Source organism: Aliisedimentitalea scapharcae, from assembly GCF_045277565.1.
GTDB lineage: Bacteria > Pseudomonadota > Alphaproteobacteria > Rhodobacterales > Rhodobacteraceae > Aliisedimentitalea > Aliisedimentitalea scapharcae.
This window is the reverse complement of record NZ_CP123584.1, coordinates 2224576-2243084: the sequence shown is the minus strand read 5'-3', so window position 1 is coordinate 2243084 and position 18509 is coordinate 2224576. Positions and strand designations below refer to the sequence as shown.

At 57.2% G+C, this 18509-nt stretch carries 21 protein-coding genes and 1 tRNA gene; 9 read left to right on the top strand and 13 right to left on the bottom strand.

What is annotated here, in order from left to right:
* The 3 genes from QEZ52_RS10585 to QEZ52_RS10575 form a co-directional block, all read right to left on the bottom strand.
* Entirely contained in the window at positions 1-1809 is a 1809-nt protein-coding gene (locus QEZ52_RS10585) for an ABC-F family ATP-binding cassette domain-containing protein (RefSeq protein WP_406644307.1), read from the bottom strand.
* A gap of 70 nt (positions 1810-1879) precedes the next feature.
* Positions 1880-2623 carry a GNAT family N-acetyltransferase gene (locus QEZ52_RS10580; protein ID WP_406644306.1) on the bottom strand — a complete coding sequence of 248 codons (744 nt, stop codon included), beginning with the start codon at positions 2621-2623 and terminating at the stop codon, positions 1880-1882.
* A gap of 124 nt (positions 2624-2747) precedes the next feature.
* Positions 2748-3215 (bottom strand): outer membrane protein assembly factor BamE, encoded by a 468-nt coding sequence (locus tag QEZ52_RS10575; protein ID WP_406644305.1) that lies wholly within the window; start codon positions 3213-3215, stop codon positions 2748-2750.
* A gap of 86 nt (positions 3216-3301) precedes the next feature.
* Here QEZ52_RS10575 and QEZ52_RS10570 point away from each other — a divergent pair, with 86 nt between their 5' ends.
* From QEZ52_RS10570 to QEZ52_RS10535, 8 genes are all read left to right on the top strand, one after another.
* Complete coding sequence (locus QEZ52_RS10570; protein WP_406644304.1) at positions 3302-3838, top strand: DUF177 domain-containing protein; 537 nt, start codon at positions 3302-3304, stop codon at positions 3836-3838.
* 193 nt (positions 3839-4031) lie between these two features.
* Entirely contained in the window at positions 4032-4238 is a 207-nt protein-coding gene (rpmF, locus tag QEZ52_RS10565) for a bL32 family ribosomal protein (RefSeq protein WP_406644303.1), read from the top strand.
* Positions 4239-4261: 23 nt separating this feature from the next.
* A complete protein-coding gene (gene plsX / locus QEZ52_RS10560) occupies positions 4262-5371 on the top strand; it encodes a phosphate acyltransferase PlsX (RefSeq protein ID WP_406644302.1) in 1110 nt (369 codons plus the stop codon).
* Positions 5372-5384: 13 nt separating this feature from the next.
* Entirely contained in the window at positions 5385-6356 is a 972-nt protein-coding gene (locus tag QEZ52_RS10555) for a beta-ketoacyl-ACP synthase III (protein ID WP_406644301.1), read from the top strand.
* Positions 6357-6449: 93 nt separating this feature from the next.
* On the top strand, positions 6450-6752 hold the full coding sequence (gene ihfA / locus QEZ52_RS10550) for an integration host factor subunit alpha (RefSeq protein WP_406644300.1): 303 nt from the start codon (positions 6450-6452) through the stop codon (positions 6750-6752).
* 15 nt (positions 6753-6767) lie between these two features.
* Entirely contained in the window at positions 6768-7562 is a 795-nt protein-coding gene (locus QEZ52_RS10545; RefSeq protein ID WP_406644299.1) for a MerR family transcriptional regulator, read from the top strand.
* Positions 7563-7622: 60 nt separating this feature from the next.
* Positions 7623-7699: transfer RNA gene (locus QEZ52_RS10540), tRNA-Pro, on the top strand.
* 57 nt (positions 7700-7756) lie between these two features.
* The gene (locus tag QEZ52_RS10535) at positions 7757-8836 is read left to right on the top strand and encodes a 2'-deoxycytidine 5'-triphosphate deaminase (protein WP_406644298.1); all 1080 of its coding nucleotides are present in this window, start codon (positions 7757-7759) and stop codon (positions 8834-8836) included.
* A 74-nt stretch (positions 8837-8910) separates the two neighbouring features.
* On the opposite strand, the gene QEZ52_RS10530 is transcribed toward QEZ52_RS10535, so the two are convergent.
* From QEZ52_RS10530 to QEZ52_RS10495, 8 genes are all read right to left on the bottom strand, one after another.
* Positions 8911-9108 (bottom strand): hypothetical protein, encoded by a 198-nt coding sequence (locus tag QEZ52_RS10530; RefSeq protein ID WP_406644297.1) that lies wholly within the window; start codon positions 9106-9108, stop codon positions 8911-8913.
* A gap of 71 nt (positions 9109-9179) precedes the next feature.
* A complete protein-coding gene (gene scpB, locus QEZ52_RS10525; protein ID WP_406644296.1) occupies positions 9180-9833 on the bottom strand; it encodes an SMC-Scp complex subunit ScpB in 654 nt (217 codons plus the stop codon).
* Positions 9830-10624: a ScpA family protein gene (locus QEZ52_RS10520; RefSeq protein WP_406644295.1), complete on the bottom strand. Its 795-nt coding sequence runs from the start codon at positions 10622-10624 to the stop codon at positions 9830-9832. The genes scpB and QEZ52_RS10520 overlap by 4 nt, the downstream gene beginning before the upstream one ends.
* Positions 10617-11621 (bottom strand): beta-N-acetylhexosaminidase, encoded by a 1005-nt coding sequence (gene nagZ / locus QEZ52_RS10515; protein ID WP_406650430.1) that lies wholly within the window; start codon positions 11619-11621, stop codon positions 10617-10619. The genes QEZ52_RS10520 and nagZ overlap by 8 nt, the downstream gene beginning before the upstream one ends.
* Positions 11622-11632: 11 nt before the next feature.
* On the bottom strand, positions 11633-12838 hold the full coding sequence (locus QEZ52_RS10510) for an SPOR domain-containing protein (protein ID WP_406644294.1): 1206 nt from the start codon (positions 12836-12838) through the stop codon (positions 11633-11635).
* Between the two features lie 100 nt (positions 12839-12938).
* Positions 12939-14684 carry an arginine--tRNA ligase gene (gene argS / locus QEZ52_RS10505; protein ID WP_406644293.1) on the bottom strand — a complete coding sequence of 582 codons (1746 nt, stop codon included), beginning with the start codon at positions 14682-14684 and terminating at the stop codon, positions 12939-12941.
* Between the two features lie 77 nt (positions 14685-14761).
* Positions 14762-15061, bottom strand: coding sequence for a hypothetical protein (locus QEZ52_RS10500; protein ID WP_406644292.1), 300 nt, complete (start codon positions 15059-15061; stop codon positions 14762-14764).
* Between the two features lie 82 nt (positions 15062-15143).
* Positions 15144-16280 carry a deoxyguanosinetriphosphate triphosphohydrolase gene (locus QEZ52_RS10495; RefSeq protein WP_406644291.1) on the bottom strand — a complete coding sequence of 379 codons (1137 nt, stop codon included), beginning with the start codon at positions 16278-16280 and terminating at the stop codon, positions 15144-15146.
* A gap of 91 nt (positions 16281-16371) precedes the next feature.
* On the opposite strand from QEZ52_RS10495, the gene QEZ52_RS10490 reads away from it, so the two are divergent.
* Positions 16372-16695, top strand: a complete 324-nt coding sequence (locus QEZ52_RS10490; protein WP_406644290.1) for an iron-sulfur cluster assembly accessory protein — start codon at positions 16372-16374, stop codon at positions 16693-16695.
* Positions 16696-17104: 409 nt separating this feature from the next.
* Here QEZ52_RS10490 and QEZ52_RS10485 read toward each other — a convergent pair whose 3' ends face one another.
* On the bottom strand, positions 17105-17467 hold the full coding sequence (locus QEZ52_RS10485) for a DoxX family protein (protein ID WP_406644289.1): 363 nt from the start codon (positions 17465-17467) through the stop codon (positions 17105-17107).
* A gap of 2 nt (positions 17468-17469) precedes the next feature.
* Positions 17470-18282 carry a helix-turn-helix transcriptional regulator gene (locus QEZ52_RS10480; RefSeq protein ID WP_406644288.1) on the bottom strand — a complete coding sequence of 271 codons (813 nt, stop codon included), beginning with the start codon at positions 18280-18282 and terminating at the stop codon, positions 17470-17472.
* Positions 18283-18509 lie beyond the last annotated feature (227 nt).

Sequence of the window (18509 nt, the reverse complement as noted above, 5' to 3'; positions counted from 1 at the left end):
TCATCCTGCTTCGGACTTTTCTTCCAGTTCCAGCCATTCTTCTTCCGCTTCTGACAGCTTGTTCTGCCGCTCCACCAGGGCTTCGCTGGCCTTCTGGAACTTGACCGGGTCGCGTGAAAACAATTCAGGGTCCGCCATCAACTGTTCCAATTTGGCGATTTCCTGCTCTAACCGTTCAATTTCGCCCGGCAAAGCCTCCAGCCGATGCTTTTCGGTAAAGGACAGGCCCGACTTGGCCTTTGGCTCAGGCTTGGCTTTGGGTTTGTCTACCTTGGGCTTGGCCTGGACCTTGGTCTGTTCGGGCGCACGTTGGGCCTGATAGTCGCTCCAGCCACCAGCATAGGCTACGGCCTGCCCGTTGCCTTCCATGGCAATCGTCGTTGTCGCGATCCGGTCCAGAAAATCCCGGTCGTGGCTGACCAACAGAACGGTCCCATCATAGTCGTCCAGAATTTCCTGCAACAGATCCAACGTTTCCACGTCCAGATCGTTTGTCGGTTCGTCCAACACCAGAAGGTTGCTTTGTCGTGCCATCAATCGCGCCAACAACAGCCGCGCCTTTTCGCCCCCTGACAGCGACCGTACCGGTGCACGGGCCTGGCGTTCGTCAAACAGAAAATCCTTGAGATACCCGACCACATGGCGCGGCTCTCCGCGTACCATCACTTGATCCGCCTTGCCGGAAACCCGCATGCCGGGGTCGCTGGTCAGATTGTCCCACAGGCTCATGTCCGGATCCAGCTGGTCACGGGTCTGATCAAACATGGCAAGTTCCAGATTGGTGCCCATCCGGATCTGTCCGTCATCCGGTTGTTCCAACCCCAACAACATCTTCAACACCGTCGTTTTGCCCACCCCGTTGGGTCCGACAAAAGCAATCCGGTCGCCACGCTGCACCTTGAGCGAAAAGTTGCGCACAATAGGTTTTCCATCGAAGGATTTGGACAGGTCAACAGCCTCGACCACTTGGCGCCCTGATTTTGGTGCCCCGTCAAACGCCATATCGGCAGTGCCCTGACGTTTGATCTGACCGGCGCGCTGGTCCTTGAGCTCATGCAGGGCGCGCACCCGGCCCATATTGCGCTTGCGCCGGGCGCTGATACCTTCGACGGCCCAGCGGCTTTCGGATTTGATCAGCCGGTTCAACTTGTGACGCGCCATGTCCTCATCATCCCAGACCTTGTCACGCCAGGCTTCGAAAGCATCAAAACCCTTTTCCTGCCGCCGCACCGTTCCCCTGTCAATCCAAAGGGTTGCGCGGGTCAATTCACGCAAAAATGCGCGGTCATGAGAAATCAGCACATAGGCGGCGCGCGTGGCCTTCAGTTCGGCTTCGAGCCAGCCGATCGCTTCGATGTCCAGGTGGTTGGTCGGTTCGTCCAACAACATCAGATCCGGGGCTTCGGCCATCAATTTGGCCAATGCTGCGCGACGTCGTTCCCCACCCGAAGCCGTTTCAATCGGACGCGCCGGGTCGAACTTCAACCCTTCTCCAGCCCGTTCCACTTTGTACAATTCACCGGGCTCCAATCCGCTGGCGGCATAGTCACCCAACGTGGCAAACCCTTTCATTCCGGGGTCCTGCTCCATGTAACCGACGCTTTTGCCCGGTGGGACAACAATGTCGCCGCGATCTGGCTCCACCAATCCTGCCATGACTTTCATCAGGGTGGATTTGCCCGACCCATTCCGGCCGACCAGGGCGACACGGTCGCCTGGCTGGACCACCAGATCAAGATTATCAAACACCGGATCACCACCAAAGGTCAGTGAAATTCCGGCCATCTGCAAAAGAGGAATACGTGCCATATCCGGCAGCTAAACGGCTGGGCACCGGGCGTCAACGCTCTGGCTTCTTTCTGGTCAAAAATACCTGAAATTACCCGGCTACAGCCCGCAACAAACGTTTCCGCGCCGGGGGAATCGCATTGATTTCAAGGCCGGTAAACACGTGCAACGTGTTCATCTGCTGATCCACCACCGCATGGTCACTGACCCACCCCCCCATCAACAAATACGTCCGCAACAACGGCGGCATCTTCTGCAGGGCCTTTTGCGAATCCGGTGGACGGCGCACCTGGGCGGCAAACCGAAAGACGTCCGGTGCCTTGATCCGGGGCAACCACCGTTCCGGTGCCAGATGCCGATGCTTTAGTACGGCAAAGACATCCAGATATTGATCGGCCTGCGTCCCGACAAACGAGGAACATCCAAACAGCATTTCGACGCCATGTTGATCCACGAACTGCGTCATTGCTCCCCAGGCCACACGCAGGATGTCAGCATCGGCGTGATCAGGGTGAATACAAAACCGTCCCAATTCGACCATCGAGCCCGGAAATCCAAAAAGCGCTGTCAAATCATAGAACTGGGCCGAATAACTGTGGGGTACATCGGCTCCGTTCTGCAACATCAACATGCGAAAGCAACAGACCAGACGGCCGGTGACGCGTTCTTCGACCAGAACATGGACACAGCCGGGGTCATAGCTGTCCTGATCCACGCCATCCCTGCGAAAACACAGGCCGCGCAGGTTTTGCGCCCGGATCAGATCATCATCCGACTGACCAAGCCGGGCCTGATATCGCCCCTTTGACAACAGAATTGTATCGCGTGTCGGCATCCGGGAACTCCGTCCAAGACATCAGGCCACAGGCCCTGTGCCCCGCAGGATGTGACAGAGGGGCGACCACATGCAACCCATCGCGGAAATTGTTGCCGCGCCTCCCGCTTTGGGACGGGCGGGGTTATTCGATCGCCGTTGCGGGGTTAAAGCGTCCCAGGTTGCCCAGCAACTGACGCAGGAAGGTTTTGTTTTCGATACTCGAACTGGTCACGCGACGTTCCAGCGGAATGGCTTTGCCGTCCTCCAACCCGTAGCGTTCGATACCGCTCACTGTACCGGACTGGTCAAAATTGATGGCGACCAATTCGCGCGATACAACTTTGGGCTTGCTCGCCCCATAATGGCGCACGCGCGACGCGACATAATAGTACCCGCCATCATTCAGAACACCCGATGACGTCGGAGCCCCGATGGTTTCGGCAACGCTGTCGCGGGTATCGACACCGGGGACCACTTCGGCCAAAAGTTCTTCGGAGGGGACATAGCCATGGTTGCGATAGCTCGCACTACATCCGGCCAACACAGCAGCGAGCCCGATTGCCATCGCGGCACCACGCACCAGTTTCAACCTTGAAATGTTCACGATCATGCCTGCCCTCTTGCCTTGGCGTTCAACGCCTTTTATCCGAATTACCCAAAGCTTGCCATCGGTTCAAGAAACGAAAGTCGACGAAAATGTCACATTATCCGGCCCTGCGCGTCGCCGACCTGTCGCAAAACAGCCCGACCCCCTTTGATCTGACCCCTGATTCCGACGCTTTGTCGGCGCTGGCCTCTGAACTTGAATTGCTGGATTTGCGCAAATTGCGTTTCTCTGGCGAGATCAAGGCACAGGGAAAACGCGATTGGCGGCTCAAGGCAAAACTGGGGGCAACAGTTACACAGCCTTGCGTGGTCTCGTTGGACCCGGTCACAACACGAATTGACCTATGGATCGAACGCACGTTCTTGTCGGACTGGGACACACCAGAAGACAACGAAGTCGAAATGAGCGAAGACGACACGATTGAGCCGTTGGGCACAGAGATCGATGTTGCGGCCATCATGGCCGAGTCGCTGGCGCTGAATCTGCCGGTCTATCCCCGCAAGGCCGGCGTCGCCCTGGGCGAATCCGTCCATGCTGACCCCGGGGTCCAGCCATTGACAGATGACGATGTTAAACCCTTTGCGGGTTTGGCGGCCTTGAAGGATGCCCTGAACAAGGATAAGTGAGGCTCAAGCCTGCCATGCAGGTGGAAAAAGCGCTTGCGAAGATCAAAAATCACAGTATTTTCGCGCGCTCATCGGATTTAAGGTTGGACAACGGACAGGCCGCGGCCTAAACGCACGTCACACCGTTTTGAACGAGACACTGAAACCCAGGCCCCGGACCTTGTCCCCGGCCACAGCAGACAAAGGTTGAGACATGGCTGTCCAACAGAACAAAGTATCCAAGTCGCGCCGCAACAACCGTCGTGCGCACGATGCACTGGTTGCTGCAAACCCGAACGAATGCACCAACTGTGGCGAACTGAAGCGTCCGCACCACGTGTGCCCGTCCTGCGGCCATTACAACGACAAAGAGATCGTTGCCATGACCGACGACATCGACCTGGACGAAGACGCGGCGTAAGCTGAACTCAGACAGGTCCCGGCATGACGGTTCAGCCCGACGACACACGCGCAAACGCTGGCCGCATCGTTATTTCGGTTGACGCCATGGGCGGAGATGCCGGCCCCACTGCTGTGGTGGCCGGTCTTGCCGATTCTGCCAGCATCAATCCGGACATCGGGTTTATCCTGCACGGTCCCGAAGACGAGCTCCGCCGTTTGGTCGCGCGCAAGAAGATTCTGGAAGGCCGCGTCGATATTCGCCACGCCAAAGACGTTGTCACGATGGAAGACAAGCCCAGCCATATCATGCGCAATGGCAAGGGCACGTCGATGTGGTCGACGCTTGATTCGGTCAAGAAAGGCGAAGCCGCCGGTGCCGTCTCCTGTGGCAATACCGGTGCGCTGATGGCCTTGTCCATGCTGCGCCTGCGCAAGCTGCCCGGCGTCAATCGCCCGGCGATTGGCGTTCTCTGGCCGTCACGCAATCCGCAAGGGTTCAACGTGATGCTGGATGTGGGGGCTGATGTCCGCGCCGATGCCCGCGATCTGCTGCAATATGCTCTGATGGGGGCCTCTTATGCCCGCAACGGTCTGGAGCTGGCCCGTCCCCGGGTCGGATTGTTGAACGTCGGCACAGAAGAACACAAAGGCCATGCCGAATTGAAAGAAGCCCACCGGCTGATCACCGATCATGCCGATGCCGCCAATTTCGAATTTGTCGGCTTTGTCGAAGGCAGCGATATTCCCGGCAGTGTCGCGGATGTGATCGTCACCGACGGCTTTACTGGCAACGTTGCGATCAAGACTGGTGAAGGCACCGCCAGCCTGATTTCGGACCTCTTGCGCGAAGCCTTCAAATATTCGCCGCTGTCGCGGCTGGCCTCGGTTTTGGCCTATACCTCGCTGCAGCGACTGAAAAAACGCATTGATCCCAGACGGGTCAATGGCGGTGTGTTTCTGGGCCTGAATGGCACCGTCGTCAAATCCCACGGCGGCGCAGATGCAACCGGCGTCTCCGCAGCGATCAAGCTGGCCTTTACCCTGGCGCAATCCGGTTTTGCACAAAGACTGGCGGCCCGGGTTGCATCCACCGGTACACTCTCTCAAGATGACAGTCAGTCGGCCCAAGCTGACGACAAGGACAATAAATAAGGCAGGCCAAAATATGACACGACGTGCGGTGGTTACTGGGGTTGGACATTACCTGCCTGAACGGGTCGTCCCGAACAGCGAATTTGAAACCACCCTGGAGACCAGCGACGAATGGATCCGGTCCCGGTCAGGCATCGAACGCCGTCATTTTGCTGCAACAGGTCAAACCACGTCGGATCTGGCCACCAGGGCCGCCCGCGCCGCATTGGACGACGCCGGGCTCGGCCCGGATGATGTTGACGCCATTGTCTTGGCCACATCGACTGCGGATCTGACGTTCCCATCGGCTGCGACCATGGTTCAGGCCCAGCTGGGCATGACCCGCGGGTTCGCTTTTGACGTACAGGCGGTCTGCGCCGGTTTTGTCTATGCGCTGACAAATGCCAATGCGCTGATTCTGTCCGGTCAGGCCGATCGGGTCCTTGTGATTGGTGCCGAAACTTTCTCGCGCATCATGGATTGGACGGACCGGTCAACCTGTGTGCTGTTCGGAGATGGCGCAGGCGCGCTGTTGATCGAAGCTCAGGACGCGGCAGGCACCACAGATGATCGCGGGATCCTGTCGACCGATCTGAATTCGGATGGGCGCCACAAGGATCTGCTGTATGTGGATGGGGGTGTATCGACCAACACGACCGGTCACTTGCGGATGCAAGGCAATCAAGTCTTCCGCCATGCCGTTGAAAAATTGGCGAAAACCGCGGAAACTGCTCTGACCAAAGTCGGCTTGAACAACGCGGATGTGGATTGGATCGTTCCACATCAGGCCAATATTCGAATCATCCAAGGCACCGCTAAGAAGATGGGCCTTCCGATGGATAAGGTGATCGTGACCGTTCAGGATCACGGAAATACATCGGCTGCATCCATTCCGCTGGCCCTGTCTGTCGGAAAGCAGAACGGACAAATCAAGCAAAACGATTTGATTGTGACCGAAGCCATCGGTGGCGGGTTGGCCTGGGGGGCTGTTGTGCTGCGGTGGTAACCGAATACGTCTACAAACTGGCGCGTGCAATTCATTGATATTGACAGTTAAATTCCCTGCGCCCTATGCTCGTGCAAAATAACGGGGACTGGTATGGGTGAAAAAACACTTACACGTATGGATTTGAGCGAAGCGGTTTTCAGAGAAGTGGGGTTGTCCCGCAATGAAAGCGCTCAATTGGTAGAAAGCATGTTGCAACACATGTCAGACGCTTTGGTAAAGGGTGAACAGGTCAAGATTTCGTCCTTTGGCACCTTTAGCGTTCGGGATAAATCGGCCCGTGTTGGCCGCAATCCCAAGACCGGCGAAGAGGTTCCTATTCAGCCACGCCGGGTTCTGACGTTCCGTCCTTCTCATCTGATGAAGGATCGTGTTGCCGCCGGTAACAAGACTTAATCAAGGCCAACGCATATGACAAAATCTCCCGACGCCTTTCGCACCATCAGCGAAGTTGCGGATTGGTTGGGAATACAGGCTCATGTGTTGCGATTCTGGGAAAGCAAATTTGCCCAGGTCAAACCCGTCAAACGAGCCGGAGGGCGTCGGTATTACCGGCCCTCGGATATGGTGTTGATCGGTGGCATAAAGAAGCTGTTGCACGACGATGGCCTGACCATCAAAGGCGTTCAGAAAATTCTGCGCGAACATGGGGTTGCCCATGTTTCTTCGTTGTCCCAGTCGCTGGATGAAACAGCGCCACCAATTCAACACGGCGCGGTTGTCGACGCGCAGAATGTGCCCGACGATACGGCCGATGATACTGATGACACTGTGGTTTCCTTTTCGGATGCGTTGCGGGTGGCCGAAACGCCCCCGCCTGCACAGATTGATCTGGATCTCGCCCCGCCCCCGCCCGAACCAGATCCGGTTGACGCTCCCCAATCGGCCGAGCTGTTGCCAGACCTGGAGGTCGACCAGGAGGCCACCGAAGATCGACCAGTGCCCGATGCAGAGACAGAGGCTGCTGCCCCTGACAGCCATCCAGATGAAGAACCTGAACCCAAGGCACCCAGTCCTGCTTTGACGATTCCCCGTGTCGAGGCCGCAGACCCGCCACCCCACGCTCAGATAGAATTCACGCCGGGACCCTTGTCACATCTGTATTCGGTCACGTCGTTGGACGGCCAGAATATCGCCGATCTGACCGAAATTGCCACAGCTTTGGACGGGTTGGGCCAGTCGAAAAATAATGTGACGGCAGAATGACTTTTCCGCATGTTTTTCGCTTGCTCTTGGTCTGAAAAACAGTATGAACAGCACCATGTTCGGGCTATGGCGCAGCCTGGTAGCGCGTCCGTCTGGGGGACGGAAGGTCGCAGGTTCGAGTCCTGCTAGCCCGACCAATCAAAAACGCCCGGGGATCTATCCCCGGGCGTTTTGAGTATCTAAGAGGGGCCATTATGACAGGCGTTCTTCCCAGCCAAGTCCTTGAAAGCATGATCATATCCGGCGAAATCTTAGCCTCGCCAGCGATAGATCCCGCACAGATTCAACCCGCCAGCCTGGACCTGCGCTTGGGTACGATTGCCTATCGTGTCCGTGCCTCTTTCCTTGCGGGGCACGGTCAAAGCGTCTCTGCACGGCTGGACGAGTTCGAAATGCACCGCATAGATCTGAGCCAGGGTGCCGTGCTGGAAAAAGGCTGTGTCTATGTGGTTCCGCTGATGGAATCCCTGGCTCTGCCGGACGACATTTCAGCGGTCGCGAACGCCAAAAGCTCGACAGGGCGATTGGATTTGCTGACCCGTACAATCACCGATGGTGGCGAAGAATTCGACCGAATTCGCCCTGGATACACTGGACCATTGTTTGCGGAAATCTGCCCCCGCTCCTTTTCGGTGCTGGTGCGTCCCGGAATGCGTCTGAACCAGATCCGGTTTCGGACAGGCCAGGCGGTGCTGGATGACGACACGTTGCGGGCCGTACACGCCCAGACCCCGCTGGTTGACGGCCCGGCTGTCATACAGGACGGTTTGGGCTTTTCGGTGGATCTGCGTTTGCCTGGGTCCACTCTGGTTGGCTATCGCGCGAAACCACATACCGGCGTTATCGACCTGGATCGGATCGGGGCCTATGACGCAGCGGATTATTGGGAAAATGTACACAGCGATGATGGCAGGATTATCCTGGATCCCGGTGCGTTCTACATTCTCGTCAGCCGCGAAGCCGTGCATATCCCCCCCCAATACGCCGCAGAAATGGCCCCCTATCTGGCCATGGTCGGTGAATTTAGGGTGCATTACGCAGGGTTCTTTGACCCCGGGTTTGGGCATGATGCGGTCGGAGGCACCGGGTCGCGCGGCGTGCTCGAAGTGCGCTGCCACGAAGCGCCATTTGTCCTTGAACATGGCCAGATTGTCGGCCGGTTGGTCTATGAAAAGATGTCCGAGGTACCACAGCAACTATATGGATCTGGCATTGCCTCGAATTATCAGGGCCAGGGTCTGAAACTGTCCAAACACTTTAAGAACCCATCGTAAGCCTATACAAACGCAGAAACATCGCAATCAGTCTGATAGCGATTCAACCGGCCTGACGGGGCATCTCGTCTGAGTTAACGCATATTGCGGCGGCGCTGGATTTCGTCTTCGTAATAGTCGTCTTCGACCATCGGCTGCTGTTTCTTGCGCCCTTTGCGGCCTCGGTTTGACATTGCATCCGATGCTGCATTCATCCCGGCATTGATGCCCCCGTTGACGACCCGTCGCATCACCTGACGGATAATCAAATTGATGATCTGATTCATGTTCATTTCAGTTTTCCTTTTGCTGCCCAACCCGGAATCTAGTGCAAAATTACGCCATTTTCAGGGCGTTATTGCTATCATTCTTCAAAAAGTTCCGGCTGATCCTCGTCTTCGTCATCTTCGTCGTCATGTGAAACACCCGATGGGATCAAACCCGGAGGTGGTCGATTTTCGAGCAGCCCCGCCGCACGCAATTCCTTGAGGCCGGGTAGATCGCGGGCGCTTTCCAACCCAAAATGATCCAGAAATTCGGGCGTCACGACAAATGTCACCGGACGTCCCGGCGTCATCTTGCGCCGCCCCAATCGGATCCACTCCATTTCCAACAGCTGATCAATGGTCCCGCGGGACACAGACACGCCCCGGATTTCTTCTATTTCGGCGCGTGTCACAGGTTGATGATAGGCAATGATGGCAAGAGTTTCGACAGCGGCGCGCGAAAGCTTGCGGGTCTCCACTGTTTCCTTCTGCATCAGAAAACCCAGATCGGGTGCCGTGCGCATGGCCCAGGTGTCCCCGATCCGAACCACATGCACCCCTCGCCCTTCATATCGTTTGCGCAGATGTTCCACAGCGGCACGAACATCGCAGCCATGCGGCATACGTTTCTGCAGATCCCGGATCGACACCGGCTCGGAACTGGCGAACAACACGGCTTCGACCATCCGTTCCTGTTCGGCCAACGGTGGAGCGTCAAACAGGCTCTCGCTTTCTTCGGAATGCTCGCTCACTGCCCGTCTTCCTTTGTCTTGCGCAGCTGGATGGGTTCAAACGTGTCTGTCTGGCGAATTTCCAAACGGCCTTCCTTGACCAACTCCAGGGAGGCGGCAAAGGTTGACGCCGTGGCTGACCGTCGCCGGACGGGATCGGCGTGCCACCCATCCGGAAGATAGCTGAGAATATCTGTCCACCCGCCCGAAAACCCGATCAGCCCCCGCATCCGGTTCAAAGCCTGCTCCATCGTGAAAATCGAATCCCGATCCATGACAAAGGGACGAAATTCATCCTTGGTCCGAATTCGGGCATAGGCCTGCATCAGATCCAGCAATGTCGCGGTATAGGTCACCGTGCGAATGCGTGTCACGTCTTCGGCCTGACCACGGGTAAAAAAATCACGTCCCAACCGATCCCGACCCATCAAACGCGCGGCGCTGTCCCGCATCGCCTGAAGCCGCTCCAGCTGAAATGCCAGATGTGCCGCCAATTCCTCGCCTGACGGCCCTTCTTCGGTCGGATCCGGTGGCAACAGAAGGCGTGATTTCAAAAATGCCAGCCAGGCCGCCATCACCAGGTAATCGGCGGCCAATTCGATCCGCAGTTCCTTGGCCTTTTCGACAAAGGCCAGATACTGCCGCGCCAGGTCCAGCACCGAGATTTTTCGCAGATCCACCTTTTGCGTGCGTGACAGCATCAGCAACACATCAAGCGGCCCCTCGAACCCATCCACATCAACGATCAGCGCCTCGGCAGCCAGGCGTTCTTCGACCGTCTGTGTCGTGTCGTCAAAAAGGTTCTCAGCCATACACCTGTCCGCCCATAAGGGCAGATAGTTCCGTCTCGGCCGCCCCAATGTCAAGCGCAGCGGGCGGTTTGCGCCAGGCCAGCGCCCGTTCGGCCCGTGCCTGTGCCAGATCTGTCATCTCGCCTGCTGCCTGGATCGTCTCGACCCGCTCATCAAAGCTGCCGTTGCAATGCAGGATCACATCGCATCCCGCCGTCAACGCCGCGCGCGACAAATCCATGAGCGACCCACTCAGCGCTTTCATCGAAATGTCATCGGTCATGATCAGCCCGTCAAAGCCGATCTGATCCCGGATCATCCCCATGACAGGTGCCGACAGGGTCGCAGGGGCCGGGTCGATCGCGTCATAGACCAGATGTGCGGTCATTCCCAACGGCAGGTCATTGAGGGCGCGAAAGGCCGCAAAATCCGTCTGATCCAGGGTTTTGGCTGTTGCCGCCACATGGGGTAAATCAAAATGACTGTCCGCGGTGGCACGACCGTGTCCGGGAATATGTTTCAGAACAGGCAACACACCCCCATCTAGATGCCCCTGCGCGGCGGCACGGGCCAAAGCTGCAACCCGTTTGGCGCTGTCGCCATAACAGCGGTTGCGCAAAAATGAATGGGTATCCTCATTGGCCAGATCCGCCATGGGTGCGCAATTGCTGTCGATGCCCAGGCCTCTCAGCTCATCGGCAATCAGGCGATAACGAAGATACATGGCGCGCTCTGCGCCAGCGCCGGACCGCTCTACGTGATCCAAAGGCGGCAACCACTGTCGCGCCAATGGCGGGCGCAGGCGCTGGACCCGTCCGCCTTCTTGATCAATCGTGATCAGACAGTCATGGCCCGATGCCTCGCGGAAATCGTCACACAAGGCACGCACCTGATCGGCATTGTCGATATTGCGCGCAAACAGGATGAACCCAAATGGCCGAGCATCACGGAACAGGGCCTTTTCCTCGGCCGTCAGCCTCAGCCCAGTTGCGTCAAGTATGGTGGCTCCGTACCGCATCTGCGTGGCGATCATCGGGTTGTGACCGGGATACAATCGGCATTGCCCGCAACCAGCGCCGAACAGAACCGACGTGCGTCGCTCAGGTCGTCGAACCCCATGGCGCGCAGGCGATAAAAGGTGCGCCCACCGCTGGAGGCTTTTTGAATCACACGTTTCTTGCCGTCCAGATAATCACCAAACCGGCCGCTCAACCGATCCCATTCGGATTGGGCCACACCAACGCTGTCATAGGCCCCCAATTGCGCCAACCGGGTGCCAGCAGGCAATGTGTCGGGGTCAACATCCAATGCAGCCGAGGTATCCGTCGCAGTCGTCAACGCGGTCTGCAACGCCTGGGTTTGGGGGGAACGGGCCGGTCTCAGAACAGGACGCAGCGATCGTGCCAACCCAGGCCCCTTAAACACAGCGGGTTGAACATCCACAACAGCATCAGCGGCGGCTGGCAGCGGTTTGAGCGGCTCTGGCTGCACAATTCCCGGTTGGGCCACGGCGACCTGATCCATTTCAGCCGGATCTTCGTCCAGCAACGTTGGCACACCTTCCGTCAATTGCTGAACCAGAGCGTCCACCTGCCCGTCCTGATAGGCGGCGATCGACCCGGCATCGGCAGAGGCGTCTTCGCTCATCAAAGGAATGGATTCGGCAATCTGAAGATCAGCCGAGGCCAGATTTGTGTTTGGGGCCTGCTGAATTATCGGCTGATCTTCGCCGGTCAAAGACACTGGTTTGGGTGCCAGCATCAATCGGTCAGCCGGTGCTGCAGCGGTACCCTGTGCCGCCACCGCATTGACAGCCAGCCCCTGGTGATCGGCGGGTGTGCCGCCCGGATCAGCCGGTTGTATCCGCATCGGGCCTTCGATGGCCCGGACCACAGGCACGCCGCTGACATCACGCGCCACCAGCTTGTACCCCCAGATACCGATACCAACGACCAGCGCCAGCGACGCGACAGCGCCCATCAGGCTGACCGCACGACCCAGACCTGGCGAAGATGCCAAAGACAGCGGTTCGCCGCCGTCCGACGCGGTGTCAAAATCGGAGCCGTCTGATGTATATGCCGGATCAGGGTCGCCCCATCCGGTATAACCCGCCTGCCCAGGTTGGGCATATCCATTGTAGCTGTAGGAACCATAAGCGCCCTGCGACGCCTCGGTATTGCCGGTTCCCGACGCAAAAGCGCCAGCACCCGTCCCAGCCCGGTCAAAATCTGCCATGTCCGCCTCACTGCCCGTTATCGCGCGGCGTTTTCCGCGCAGGGGTCTCTTGGTATCTGCCTCAGGTCTTCTGCTTCGGCCGGCGGTTTGGGCGATTTTGTTATCGCATCTCCTCCACCGGTGTTACGCCCAGAATACCAAGACCTGCGGAAATAACAACGGAAACAGCCCGCGCCAGCGCCATTTTTGCCTGTGTTGCAGCGGAGTTACCCTCGTCGATGAACCGCAAATCGGCATTATCCTTGCCCAAATGGTACAATCCATGCAGATCGCTGGCCAATTCATAGAGGTAAAATGCCACCCGATGGGGTTCGTTGGTGCGCGCAGCGATTTCAATCAGACGCGGCCATTCTGCCAGCTTTTTGGCAACACTCAATTGCGCGGGATCGGTGATCAGGCTTAGATCCGCCGCAGCGGTGGCGGCGTCGGACACGTCCAGACCAACCTCGGTTGCCTTGCGCAAAGCCGAACACACCCGCGCATTGGCGTATTGCACATAGAACACCGGGTTGTCCTTGGATTGCTCCAGCACCTTGTCAAAATCGAAATCCAGCGGCGCGTCGTTTTTGCGGGTCAACATCACAAACCGGGTGACATCAGGACCCACCTGATCGACGACATCGCGCAGGGTCACAAAGGTCCCTGCCCGTTTCGACATTTTGAACGGTTCGCCGTTCTTGAACAGTTTCACCAGCTGGGTCAGCTTGATGTCCAGCGGTACGGTGCCATCCGACAACGCCGACACTGCGGCCTTCATGCGTTTCACATACCCACCGTGATCGGCGCCAAAAATGTCGATCAGCAGGTCATATCCCCGGGTTACCTTGTCATAGTGATAGGCAATATCGGGCGCGAAATACGTCCAGGCACCATCGGATTTCTTGACCGGCCGGTCCACGTCATCCCCATGCTCGGTGGATTTGAACAGGGTCTGTTCGCGCGGCTCCCAGTCTTCGGGCTTTTTGCCCTTGGGCGGCTCCAGAACGCCTTCATAGATCAGGCCTTTGCTTTCCAGCGAGTCCAGCGCAGCTTCGATCCGGCCGGTGCCATACAGCGATTTTTCGGAATAGAATTTGTCCATGACCACGCCCAGAGACGCCAGATCCGCCCGGATCAGGTCCATCATCGCTTCGGTGGCATAATCGCGGATTTTTTCCAACCAGACGCTTTCGGGCTGACCGACATAGGCGTCACCGACCCGGGTCTTCAAGTCTTCGCCCACGGCGATCAGATAATCCCCGGGATAGGTCCCGTCTTCGAACGCAACCTCCTGGCCGTGCGCTTCGAGGTAGCGCAGGTAAACCGAACGGGCCAGCACGTCGACCTGTGCCCCACCATCGTTGATGTAATATTCACGCGTCACATTAAACCCGGCAAAATCCAGCAAGCTGGCGAGCGCATCGCCAAACACCGCGCCCCGGGTATGGCCCACATGCAGCGGCCCTGTCGGATTGGCCGAGACATATTCGACATTGACCTTTTTCCCCTGCCCCACATCCGAGCGGCCAAAATCGGTACCCGCCGCCAGAACGGACCCAATCACGTCCTGCCAGATACCGGGAGCCAGACGCAGGTTCAAAAACCCCGGCCCGGCGACTTCGGCGCTGGTGATCCGGTCATCCATGGCCAGCTTTTCTGCCAGCTTTTCTGCAATGTCGCGTGGTTTCTGTTTTGCCGGTTTCGCCAGCACCATCGCGGCATTGGTTGCCATGTCGCCATGCGCCGCATCGCGCGGAGGTTCAACCGCCACATTGGCAAAGTCCAGCCCGTCGGGCAGCGCGCCGTCGGCCACCATCGCATCCAGCGACGCGATTACAAGAGTGCGGATATCGGTAAACAGGTTCATGTCTGGCGTTCCTCTGGTTCAGCCGGGAATTATCACGCCCAGCCCAAGGGTCAACCGCCTGTGACCAATCTGTTGGTCTAAAGCGCTACGGAACTGCTCTGGGATATCCGACCCCAGCCAAAGATTTCATAGCGACGCAGGGACGGAATGTAATACGGATCAGCATGGATCAACTGTTCCACTGCCTGGCGGCTGTCGGCGTTGACCGTCCAGATCGCACCGGGAAAATCCTGGTGTGGGGTCAGGGCCATTTCACCGCCAATGGTCAATTCGGGATGGGCCGCAACAAAATCTATGTGGGCCAAACGTCGCGCGCGGTTGCCGCGGATCCGCACCATTTCCGGTGCATCCTCAAAGGTCACGCTCCAAAGGGTCATTCCGGGTTCCACCGCCATACCCCTTTTGAAATCAGGACCGGCGCAATTCATAGAACCAGTTACAGGACCCCCCTATACCCAGTCACAACCCCAGGCGTTCATGTTCCAACAGCGCAAATCGATCCGTCATCCCGGCGATATAATCCGAAACGATCCGGGCCAGCGCGGTTTCACCCGACGCTGTGCGGATATCATCATGCCAACGCTGTGGCATTTGTAACGGGTTGTCCTGATAGTACGGGAACAGCGCTTCTACCACCTTGGACACCTGAATGCGCTTTTGCATGACACTGGGTGCCCGATACATGCGCGTAAACAGAAACGCCCGTATCTCTTTGAGTTGCAACCATAACGCCGGGCTGAACTGGATCACCGGACGTCCCATGGCGCGGATCTCTTCGACCGTGCCCGCGCCTGACTGGCGCAGCATCTCGCGCGAGGTATCGATTACATCGCCGACCATGACACCAAACACCCGGCGCAGGGCTTCGTGCCGCCGACGGTTTTCATCCAGACCGGGATATTTTGCGTCCACTTCGGCGTAACAGGGCCCGACGATGGGCAAGGCTTCGATATCGGCGTCACAAAACAATCCCGCGCGCAGACCATCATGCAGATCGTGATTGTTATAGGCGATGTCGTCGGACAATGCGGCGACCTGTGCTTCGGCGCTGGCATGGGTGTGCAGTTCGAGATCAATACCCGCATTGCATTCGGCCAAGGCCCAAGGAAGGTCCCCCACCACCGGCCCATTATGTTTTGCAATGGCTTCAAGGGTTTCCCAGGTCAAGTTCAACCCGTCAAATTCGGCATAATGCTTTTCCAGACAGGTAACGATCCGAATGGCCTGTGCATTATGGTCGAACCCGCCATAGGGGGCCATCAGCGCGTGGAGCGCATCCTCTCCGGTGTGGCCAAACGGGGTGTGCCCCAGATCATGGGCCAGGGCCACGGCCTCGGTCAGTTCGGTGTTCAGGTTCAACGCGCCGGCGATGGTCCGGGCCACCTGTGCAACCTCGATCGAATGGGTCAGACGGGTTCGGTAATTGTCGCCTTCATGCTCGACAAACACCTGGGTCTTGTGTTTTAGCCTGCGAAAGGCGCTGGCATGAATGATCCGGTCCCGATCCCTTTGAAAGCACGACCGAAATCCGCTTTCTTCCTCGGGGACCACCCGTCCCCGGGACCGCCCGGGGTTCGACGCAAAAGGCGCATACATATATTATCTTTTCCCATTGCGATCTTGTCGCCTGTGCCCCACCTTTCTATATAATGTACTGCGCCGCAATGACCCATCGGAGTTTTCCTAAATGATGCTGCCCCCCAAAGTGACCGACCGTGCCTTTGAACGGCTCTCCGAGATTGGCGCGGCTGACCAGGGACAGGCCCTGCGTGTCGCTGTAGAGGGCGGAGGGTGTTCCGGGTTTCAATATGAAATCGAACTGGACGCGCCCAAGTCCGATGACCTTGTGCTGGAAGGACAAGGGCAGAAAGTCGTAGTCGATGCCGTGTCGCTGCCGTTTCTGGAAAACGCGGTGATCGATTTCACCGAAGAGCTGATTGGTGCCCGGTTTGTCATCAACAACCCGAACGCCACCTCATCCTGCGGTTGCGGGACATCGTTTTCGATGTAATCAGGGATCAGTGCGCAGCTTCCCCAGCGCCTTGATCCTTGGCAGGACCGGCTTGGGATGATCGTCGGGCATGAACTGGGCCCGCGGCCCAAGATACGTAAATCATCTACCATCAATATGTTAAAACCGAACCGGCGCACCTGCGGGTATACCTTGGCTGTCAGGTGACACGTTGGTCACGCAACTCATTCCATACCATTATTTTCCGGCACCATACGGATTTCCCTATCGCACCTGCTTGGTGCGTGCAGCCCGGTTTCCAGACCGACCAGAGCTGGCCAAAAGGCGAAAAAGTGTTTCTTTTATACCCCCCGGCCCGAAGCAGATTTTACCATTCTACATTTTGGGCGGGAACCGGTCAGTCGCTGCGCTCCTGACGAATGAAGGTTGGAAATGACCGGTACGCCAGTCAAACCAAGCTCAAGATCAGTTCCTTACTGTTCCACAAAATGACTGCGGATAGTGTCCCTGTTATCATCGCTGGCACACCCTGCTTCCAAGTGTCGAAAATCAAATGGCACCCGATGGCCCCAATCGAAGTGCCGAGCAGCGCCATGGCCCCAAGCGGTGAGAAGATTGTACCCGAGAACCAGATAGCGATAGCACCAAACAACTCAACCATGCCCACCAGTCGCATAATGCCTCTGTTCAGGCCGTAGCTTTTGAACATTTCAAGCTGGATTTGGAATATCTTGTCCTGCCATCCGAATATTTTGATCGAACTCGCGAACAGGAAGAATACGGTAAGTAGAATGCTAATGATCACGATCATTGCTATTGGTCCATTGTTTTGACTGATTGCCTGTAGGCACGAGGGGATAACCCGGTACGCTTTCGAAATGCTCTGCTAAACGCCGTTGCGTCAGAGTAACCAAGCCCAAGCGCAATGCTCTGGATAGAGGCATTGGAACTGGTCAGATTTCGCTTTGCAGAGTCCATTTTGAGAACTGTCAGAATCTCGATAATGGTCGTATCAAATTTGGCCAATCTGCGTGCCAGTGCAGATTTTGAAAACCCGCACAGCTCTGCCGCTTTTTCAACACTCAGATCATTCTCGCTGATGTGTTTCTCCAGTATTGCCCGAATGGCCTCCACAAACCCCTTCGGAGCGAGCATATCCAGTTGCGGACCGACTAAATCGTCCGTGTCTTTGGGCGCGAATACCCCATTCAGTGGAATCGTTAACCATGCAGCTGGAAACCGAATGGAAAAGCCCAGGTCATTGCTCTTGATCGCCCGGATGCCGTGAAACTCTTGCGGTAGAACAGCCGGATCGCACATCCTGACCAACACCGAAGCCGGATCCCAGCGGAAATCGAGTGCTTCATGCAAGAATGTGATCCAAATCCCAATCATAAAGCCGTCGATGTGGGCCGGTGACACGGTTGGGACAAACTTCCGTTTGGCGCTAAAATATGCCGTGGTGTCTTCGACGAACAGGCTCTGAGAGATGGAGTTCGTCTCGCTGGCCACAGCTTGGGTGAAGCGAGAGATAAACCCACCAATTGTCGTGGCCTCCTCAAGGGCGGCGCCGAACGGAAGGAAGTCTGCAAGGTTGATGTGCGACCAACGGACGTGCAGAAACACTGATCATTGCGTAGCTCAGCCGCCGCTGCATACACCCGATAGACAATATCATTTCGTATGTAAGACGTCGGATCTGTAATGGGCGCGACGGAAAGATCAAAAGCCGCTAGAAAAACGTCAATGTCTTCGCCGCAGGCCTTCAACGCCTGAACCACAGGAGCCAATACAGTGGTCCGAACCATCGGTATGTCACTCCGATCATGATCTGCAGCCACAAGAACGCCCTC